5 protein-coding genes are annotated in these 6586 nt (G+C 56.8%); 4 read left to right on the top strand and 1 reads right to left on the bottom strand.

All coding sequences use genetic code 11. The features are described 5' to 3' along the window. Window positions 1-145 precede the first annotated feature (145 nt). The 4 genes from thiI (at window position 146) to H9C73_RS14120 (ending at window position 5397) form a co-directional block, all read left to right on the top strand. Window positions 146-1606 (top strand): tRNA uracil 4-sulfurtransferase ThiI, encoded by a 1461-nt coding sequence (gene thiI / locus H9C73_RS14135; RefSeq protein WP_209288550.1) that lies wholly within the window; start codon window positions 146-148, stop codon window positions 1604-1606. A gap of 394 nt (window positions 1607-2000) precedes the next feature. Further along, window positions 2001-2249 carry an OadG family protein gene (locus H9C73_RS14130; RefSeq protein ID WP_209288549.1) on the top strand — a complete coding sequence of 83 codons (249 nt, stop codon included), beginning with the start codon at window positions 2001-2003 and terminating at the stop codon, window positions 2247-2249. 44 nt (window positions 2250-2293) lie between these two features. After that, window positions 2294-4084, top strand: coding sequence for a sodium-extruding oxaloacetate decarboxylase subunit alpha (oadA, locus tag H9C73_RS14125; protein ID WP_209288548.1), 1791 nt, complete (start codon window positions 2294-2296; stop codon window positions 4082-4084). 11 nt (window positions 4085-4095) lie between these two features. Continuing rightward, window positions 4096-5397, top strand: a complete 1302-nt coding sequence (locus H9C73_RS14120; RefSeq protein WP_209288547.1) for a sodium ion-translocating decarboxylase subunit beta — start codon at window positions 4096-4098, stop codon at window positions 5395-5397. A gap of 73 nt (window positions 5398-5470) precedes the next feature. Here the strand turns inward: H9C73_RS14120 and H9C73_RS14115 are convergent, their stop codons facing one another. Continuing rightward, a complete protein-coding gene (locus H9C73_RS14115) occupies window positions 5471-6394 on the bottom strand; it encodes a histone deacetylase family protein (RefSeq protein ID WP_209288546.1) in 924 nt (307 codons plus the stop codon). Window positions 6395-6586 lie beyond the last annotated feature (192 nt).

The raw sequence follows: 6586 nt of genomic DNA, 5'->3' as shown, positions 1-6586 counted from the left end.
GCCCGTAGCTCAGCTGGATAGAGTACCTGGCTACGAACCAGGCGGTCAGAGGTTCGAATCCTCTCGGGCGCGCCATCCCCTTTCAGAATTCTGATCATAATCGCTAGCCGGATTCTCTAACTGGTTTTTTATTTCCGGAACGCCCATGAAATTCATTGCCAAGCTTTTTCCCGAAATTACGATTAAAAGTCGCCCTGTTCGTCGTCGCCTGATTCAGCGCCTGCAGAGCAATTTGCAGATTTTGCTGAAGCGCCTCGATGAGGACATCAAGGTCAGCGGTTTCTGGGATAAGGTTGAAGTCAGCTTTCCGGGCCAGAACGATGCGCTCTGTGAGCAGATCATCGATGTAATGCAGCGGGTGCCCGGCATTCAGAACTTCCTGGAAGTGCAGGAATATCCGCTGGGTGATTTTGATAATGCCTTTGAGTTGACCCGTGAGGCCTATGCCGAACGGCTGAAGGGCAAAACCTTCAAGGTGCGTGTCAAACGCACCGGCGATCATGATTTCACCTCGGTTGAGATGGAACGCTACATCGGCGGTGGCCTGCGTCAGCATACCGAAGCGGCAGGCGTGGATGTACGCAACCCGGAGGTCTGGGTTGACCTGGAGATTCGTGACAACAAGCTGTTTGTTGTCACGGCCAATCATCAGGGCCTGGGCGGCTACCCGCTGGGCACGCAGGAAGACGTACTGTCGCTGATTTCAGGTGGTTTCGATTCAGTTGTGGCGTCCTACATGACCATGCGTCGCGGCAGCAAAACCCACTTCCTGTTTTTCAACCTTGGCGGTCATGCCCATGAAATCGGTGTTAAGCAGGTGTCACTTTACCTGTGGAAAAAGTTTGGTGCCTCTGCGCGCGTGAAGTTCATCACCGTGCCTTTTGAGGAGGTCGTGGGTGAAATTCTGCAGTCGGTTCATCACTCGCACATGGGCGTCGTGCTCAAGCGCATGATGATGCGTGCGGCAGACAAGGTGGCTGACCGCATGAAGCTTAATGCCATCGTCACGGGTGAGAGCGTGGCTCAGGTTTCCAGCCAGACACTGCCCAACCTGCGCCTGATCGACGAAAGCTGCGAGCACCTGGTGCTGCGTCCGCTGGTCACCATGGACAAGCCGGATATCATCAATATCGCCCGTGAAATCGGCACCTTTGAATTTGCCAGCGCCATGCCGGAGTTCTGTGGTGTTATTTCTGACAAGCCGACGACCCATGCGCGTCGAGAGCGTGTCGAGGAAGAAGAGAGCCAGTTCGATTTTGACGTGCTGGAACGCGCGCTGAAGCAGGCGGAGGTCATCGCCATCGATGACATCGTGGAAAATCATAATATCAATAGTGAGATTGAGGCCATGACACGTGTGGCTGACAATCAGACACTGATTGATATCCGCCCGCCGCGTGAGCAGGAGCGCAAGCCGCTTAACATGCCGGGCTGTGACATTCGCGTGATTCCTTTTTACAAGCTGGAAACCGATTTTGCGCAGCTGCCGCAGGAGCGGGAGTATTTGCTGTACTGCGACAAGGGCGTCATGTCGCAAATGCACGCCCAGCACCTGCATGAACTGGGGTATGAGAACGTCAAGGTCTTCCGTCCAGCCACTCAATGAGTGGCTTTTTCATGTCTGGGGGCAGGGCACCCTATCCACTGCCCCTGTCAGAACCCTGTTTGAGCCTGTCCTTGTAAATTAGCCAAAAGGCTAATCCCTTATTGTTGTTCAAAACGGCACTAGAAGTGCTAATGTCAACACTATTGTCGCGCTGAGCGGCCTTCAAGTTTGATTCTGTAAAAAAATTACAGATTGTCGACAATCTTGCAATTGGCCCCTGAGTTTGCGGTAGAATAGATTCGCTTGATTGTGTGCTCTCTGTTGATAGTGATCACCAGCAGAGGCCATAGTCACAACATCAGCCTGTCGCTCCGTCTCTGATACCAGAGGGGACGAGTGCGGCCAAAAGTCGCCGGCAGGCCCAAGGGTTTAAACTAAACAGGAGCACCCATAGATGGATAATCTGTTCTCGGAGGGCCTGACACTCATGGCCTTCGGCATGGGTTTCGTCTTCGTCTTCTTGACGTTGCTGGTGTTTGCAACCGGCATCATGTCGCGATTGGCCACCCGGTACCTGCCAGAACCGGTCGCCAAAGCGCCCACGCCACGTCCACAACCGTCTGCCGCCGGTGCTTCAGCCGGAAACAACGATGAAGTTGTTGCGGCCATTACCGCTGCGGTACACAAATACCGTTCCAAGTGACGCGGGTAGATAACAAGAATTTTAGCTAGATAAAGGCCTGACTCATGTCCGACGTAAAAAAACCGCTTGGCATCACCGACGTCGTTCTGCGTGACGCGCATCAGTCTCTGTTTGCCACACGCATGCGACTCGATGACATGCTTCCGATTGCCGAGAAGCTGGACAAGATTGGTTACTGGTCCCTGGAAAGCTGGGGCGGTGCCACTTTTGATTCCTGTATCCGTTACCTGGGTGAAGACCCCTGGACCCGCATCCGCGAACTGAAAGCGGCCATGCCCAACACCAAACAGCAGATGCTGCTGCGTGGTCAGAACCTGCTGGGCTACCGCCACTACGCCGATGATGTGGTGACCAAATTTGTTGAGCGTGCCGCGACCAACGGCGTGGACGTGTTCCGTATCTTCGATGCGATGAACGATCCGCGTAACCTGGAAATGGCCATCAAGGCTGTTAAAGAGTGTGGCAAGCACGCTCAGGGCACCATCTCCTACACCACCAGCCCGGTGCACACCATCGAAACCTGGGTGGATTATGCCAAGACCCTTGAGGACATGGGCGCTGACTCCATTGCCATCAAGGACATGTCCGGCATCCTGACGCCGTACAACGCTTTTGACCTGATTTCTCGTCTGAAGGCGCAGACCGGTCTGGAAGTGCAGTTCCATGCGCACGCCACAGCCGGCCTGTCCGACATGACCATCCTTAAGGCGGTTGAAGCCGGTGTGGATCGTGTCGACACGGCGATCTCTTCCATGTCCATGACCTATGGCCACACTGCAACCGAGTCTGTGGTAGCGGCACTGGCAGGCACTGACCGTGATACCGGTCTGAACCTGGAAGCGCTGGAAGAAATTGCGGCTTACTTCCGCGAAGTGCGCAAGAAGTACGCCAAGTTCGAAGGCTCTCTGCGTGGCACCGACTCCCGTATTCTGGTGGCTCAGGTGCCCGGTGGCATGCTGACCAACATGGAAAACCAGCTCAAGGAGCAGGGTGCGGCTGACAAGTTTGACGAAGTGCTGGCTGAAATCCCGCGCGTCCGTGAAGACCTGGGCTACATCCCGCTGGTGACGCCGACCTCCCAGATCGTGGGTACACAGGCGGTCATCAACGTACTGATGGGCGAGCGTTACAAGAGCATCTCCAAGGAAGTACAGGGCATCCTGAAGGGCGAGTATGGCGCCGCACCGGCACCTTACAACGCCGAACTTCAGGCACGTGTTCTGGATGGTCAGGAACCGCTGACCTGTCGCCCGGCAGACCAGCTGCAGCCGGAAGTCGAAAAACTGACCGCTGAGCTGAAGCAGATTGCTGAAGAGAAGGGCATCAAGCTGGAGCAGGGCGATAACCAGATCGACGACGTTCTGACCTATGCGCTGTTCCCGCAGATTGGCCTGAAGTTCCTGGAAAACCGTGGTAACCCCGACGCCTTTGAACCTGTACCGACTCTTGAGGACGCAAAAACCATGTCAGCCCCGAAAAACAACGGACCGGAAGTCTACACCATCAATGTCAACGGCCAGAACTACGTGGTTCAGGTAACAGAAGGCGGCGATGTCTCCTCCATTCAGTCTGCTCCGGCAGCGGCGCCTGCGGCTGCACCGGCTGCTCCGGCAGCGGGTTCCGGTGAGCCGGTTCCGGCACCTCTGGCCGGTAACATCTGGAAAGTCCAGGTAGCGGCGGGTCAGTCGGTTCAGGAAGGCGACGTGCTGGTCATTCTGGAAGCGATGAAGATGGAAACCGAAGTGCGTGCGGCTCGCGCCGGCACCGTGGTTTCCGTGGACGTGAAAGAGGGTGATGCCGTACAGGTCGGTGATTCCCTGCTGACGCTGGCATAAGGTAAGGCTCCATGGAAAAGTTGATGGATCTATGGCTGGCGTCGGGGATTTACAATATCTCCTTCGGCCAGTTCACCATGATGATTATCGGCCTGGTGCTGCTCTTTCTTGCCATTCGCAAGAACTTTGAGCCGCTCCTGCTGGTTCCGATCGGTTTCGGCGGTATTCTGGCGAATATCCCGGAAGCCGGTCTGGCAATGTCGGCGGTTGAAAACGCCATTCATTTCGCCAAACCTGAAGTCCTGCAACAGCTGGCGGGTGTGCTGGGAGTCAGCAGCACTGACGTGCATGAGTTGACCCATGCCTACCACAACTCCAATGCGACCGTGCATTCGGCTGCCAGCCTGGTGGCTCAGGATAATGGCTACGGCAATGGCATGCTGTACAACTTCTACACCGTGGCCATTGCGTCCGGTGCGGCTCCGCTGATCATCTTCATGGGTGTCGGCGCCATGACGGACTTCGGCCCGCTGCTGGCGAACCCGAAGACCCTGTTCCTGGGGGCGGCAGCACAGTTCGGTATCTTTGCCACCGTACTGGGTGCGGTCGCACTGAGCAGCTTCGGTATTCTGGACTTCACCATTCAGGATGCGGCTGCCATCGGCATCATCGGTGGTGCTGACGGCCCGACCGCCATCTATGTGGCCAGCCTGTTGTCACCGCACCTGCTGGGCGCCATCGCGGTAGCGGCCTACTCCTACATGGCACTGGTACCGCTGATTCAGCCGCCGATCATGCGTGCTCTGACCTCCGAGGCCGAACGCAAGATCAGCATGAGCCAGCTGCGCCATGTGTCCAAGGCCGAAAAGATCATGTTCCCGATTCTGCTGCTGATTCTGGTGGCCATGCTGTTGCCGGATGCGGCGCCGCTGCTGGGTATGTTCTGTTTCGGTAACCTGATGCGTGAGTGTGGTGTGGTCGATCGTCTGAGCGATACGGCGCAGAATGCACTGATCAACATCGTCACCATCTTCCTGGGTCTGTCCGTGGGCTCCAAACTGTCTGCCGACAAGTTCCTGGACGTGCAGACACTGGGCATTCTGGTACTGGGTATTGTTGCCTTCGGTATCGGTACCGCCTGTGGTGTCCTCATGGCCAAGGGCCTGAACAAGCTGCAGGGTGGCAATGCGATCAACCCGCTGATCGGCTCCGCCGGGGTATCCGCTGTACCGATGGCAGCGCGTGTATCCAACAAACTGGGTCTGGAAGCCAACCCGCAGAACTTCCTGCTGATGCACGCCATGGGTCCGAACGTGGCCGGCGTTATCGGCTCGGCGGTTGCGGCCGGTGTGATGATCAAGTTCGTCGGCTGATTCAGCGACAGACGCAACAAAAAACGGAGCCAAATGGCTCCGTTTTTTTTGCTCGGTATGTACGGGATATCGATCAGAAGCCGGCCAGCACCTCCAGGTGGGCCTGCACGCTGAAGGCCAGTGCTACCGGGTTATACCCGCCTTCCAGTACCGATACGATGCGCCCGCCGCAGTGTTTGTCGGCTGCCTGTTTGATCACCTGAGTGACCTGGCGGTAGTCGCCCTCTTCCAGGTTCAGATCCGCCATGGGATCTTCCTTGTGGGCGTCAAAGCCGGCCGAGATCAGGATCAAATCCGGCTTGTGTGCATCGATCGCCGGCAGCCAGTGTTCTTCCACCGCACGGTGAAAGATGTGTGGCTCGGTATGGGCGGCAATCGGGCAGTTGACGATATTGGGCCGGTCAATCTGGTGATAGCGCTCGGGGTAGTAGGGGTGCTGAAAGGTGGAGCACACCAGCACCTCGGGGCGGTCCTTGAAGATATCCACAGTGCCGTTGCAGTGGTGCACATCAAAATCCAGAATCGCAACGCGCTTGATCTCGGCCTGCTGCAGCGCATGTGCCGCACCGATGGCCACGTTGTTGAACAGGCAGAACCCCATGGCGATGTTGTACTCGGCGTGGTGGCCCGGCGGGCGGATGGCGCAAAAGGCGTTATCGGCCTTGCCATCCAGCACCCGATTGACCGCCATGATGACGCTGCCGGCCGCCAGGCGTGCGGCCTGCATGGTGTCCGGACACATGGCTGTGTCGTCGTCGGTGTAGACAATGCCGCTATCGGGCTGCTTGGCGTCCAGCTGACGGCTGTGCAGCCGGTGGTGGGCCAGCGAAATCTGCTCTTCAGTGACGGGAACGGCGGTAATCTGGTCCAGTTGGTCAATCAGGCCGGTACGCTCCAGTACCTTGTGGATGGCCGCGAGCCGCACCGGGCTGTCCGGGTGTTCCGGTCCCAGGTTGTGCAGCATGCAGTCCTTGTGTGTGATGAGTGCCGTTGTCATATGCTGTCTTTATTCCTTTTATTGTCGACATTCTAGAGCAAAAAGGCCCGGCGGCGTCTTAGGCGATGGTATTAATCCATGCGAATCAGATCCAGTGTGGCCAAAGTTTGATCGATGTCATGCATCGCCTTGCAGGACGCCTTTATAGTGACTGTACAGCATAGAACTGTCTTTCGCGCCGAGTATTCTCAC

Source organism: Marinobacterium alkalitolerans, from assembly GCF_017776525.1.
Classification (GTDB): domain Bacteria; phylum Pseudomonadota; class Gammaproteobacteria; order Pseudomonadales; family Balneatricaceae; genus Marinobacterium; species Marinobacterium alkalitolerans.
Note: the sequence above shows the minus strand (reverse complement) of the source record. Positions and strands in the feature narration are given on the sequence as shown.